Consider the following 2,011-nt stretch of genomic DNA (forward strand, 5'->3'; position numbering starts at 1 on the left):
GCGGGGGTCGCGCACCGGCGCGGGTTGATGCAGGCCTCAGCCGACGTCTGAGGTACCGGGCCGGGGTCTGAGGTACCTGGCCGGGGTCTGAGGTACCTGGCCTAAACATTTAAGTCCCTAAGCCTGGATCCACCGCGCGACTGCGTTGAGTTGCCGTTGGTGGCGTTCTGGCCGGTGTGTCGGGCTGCGGGTGGCGGGTGGGATGGATCACCGCGGGCGTGAGCGGTTCCGCCGAGCCGTTTTGGGTCTGTTTCGTCTCGGGAGTCAGCGCGCCGGTGTCGGCGAGAGGGCCTGCTCGTCGTTGGAGAGCGCGCTGGGCGCGGTCAGGCGGCGGGGAGCGCGCGAATTCTGGCCAGCGCCGCGAGGTAGTCGCCGTGCCAGGGCCAGCGGGCGGGGAGATGCAAGGTCCAGGAGCGGCCGTGGCGGGTCAGTCGGCCGGCGATCTGGAGCAGCCGGCGGCGTAGGGTGCGGGCGGCGCGGACGGTGCTGTCGGGCAGGCCGATCAGCTGGGTCCATCTGAGCAGGTTGTGCGCGAGGGCGCCGAGCACGGTCCAGGCACCGTTGGCGTTGAACTCGCCGGAGGGGAAGTGCGCCAGCGCCTGTTCTTTGAGGTCGACGATCACCTGCTCAACGACGGCATGGTCACGATGTTCGGCCTCCACGACGGCGATCTCTTCGGTGCGGTTGGTGAGAAACGCGAAGTGACGCCAGTCGGGCCACAGCTCGGCTTGCGGCCCGATCAGCCGGGTGCGGCGGACGATCAGTCGCCGGTCGCCGTAGACGGTCTCGGCGATCTGCGCCTCGCCTTCCTTTGGGTAGTCCTCGATGCTCTGCCAGGCGCTCTCGTCAATCGCCTCGACCGCTTCGCGAAGCCCCTTCTGCATGCGCACGCCGATCGAGTACTCCCAGCCGGCTGTCTCGAGCCGCTTGAACACCTTGTTGTTCCAGAACCCCGAGTCCGCGCGCAGCAGCTTGACGCCAGTGGCGCCAGCGCGAGAGACGCGAGCGATCAGCTCGTCAGTGAATCGCAGCATCCCTTTCTGCGTGTTCACTGACCCTTTGCGCAGGCGGATGTGCAACACCTCGCGGGTATCCGCGCGGGTGGCGAGGATCGGGTGATACCCCAGCAGTTTGGTGTACCCGTAAGCAGCGCCCTCTTTCAACCGGCCACACACCTCCCCGACGAAACTGTCCACATCGACCACCAGCCGTCCGTCACCGGGACCGGCACCAGCCCGCCACGCGCGCACCAGTGTCTCCCCGAGCAGCGCATCGAGCTGGCGCACGTGCCCGAACGTGAACGCGCGCAAGAACGTCCCCAGCGTCGAGGGCGCCGGCATCCAGCCGCCCAGCAGCCGCCGCGTTCGCCCGGCCCGCAGGACTTCGCAGTCGTCGATGCTGTCCGCGCCCAGCACCATCGCGAACAAGATCGCCATCACCTTGCGCCCCGCGTTCGCGGCACCCGGCCGGTCACGCCGCAGCCGCACCGCCCGTCCTGCCAGCGCCTCGATCCCAAGCCGGTTGGCGAGCGTCGCGACCAACGTCACCCCGGCGTCAGAAACAGCCCGCTCGTCGTCGAATTCGACTCGCAGACCGTCCAATCCGACCGGCTCGTCATCATGCACCACGAAGGTGACCTCCTGTCCGCAGGCCCCGGCTGCGCCAATCAGCCGTTAAAGCCCTGCACAGGAGGTCATTCTTCTTCCCCGACCGGACGGAACCGAACTACCGACGCGGTGGATCCGGGCTAAGTCCGAACCTGCACGGCACGACAATCGGCGCCGAATGGGCTGACCTTGCCGTAGTACGCGCGCCCCACATGCTTAATCCGGCACGGTCCCGCCGGGCTCGCTCGAATGTCGTGCGGTGCAGGTCCGGCGGCGCCGCACGCCCCCGGGGGTCTACTCGATCGTCCGGTTCTGCGGCTAAAGACTGGTGCCCGGTTGGTGCGCGAGTCGACCCGCGGTACGGGGTGCTGAGCGTGCGATCCACGAGATCAGCACGAGCGTCT

Annotated in this window: 1 protein-coding gene; it reads right to left on the bottom strand. The window is 68.2% G+C overall.

Features of this window, described 5'->3' with window-relative positions; genetic code table 11:
* Window positions 1–323: 323 nt before the first annotated feature.
* Window positions 324–1,628: an IS1380 family transposase gene (locus tag VML93_RS02265; RefSeq protein WP_325607246.1), complete on the bottom strand. Its 1,305-nt coding sequence runs from the start codon at window positions 1,626–1,628 to the stop codon at window positions 324–326.
* Window positions 1,629–2,011 lie beyond the last annotated feature (383 nt).

The sequence above is a fragment of the Mycobacterium sp. genome, from assembly GCF_035499775.1.
GTDB lineage: Bacteria > Actinomycetota > Actinomycetes > Mycobacteriales > Mycobacteriaceae > Mycobacterium.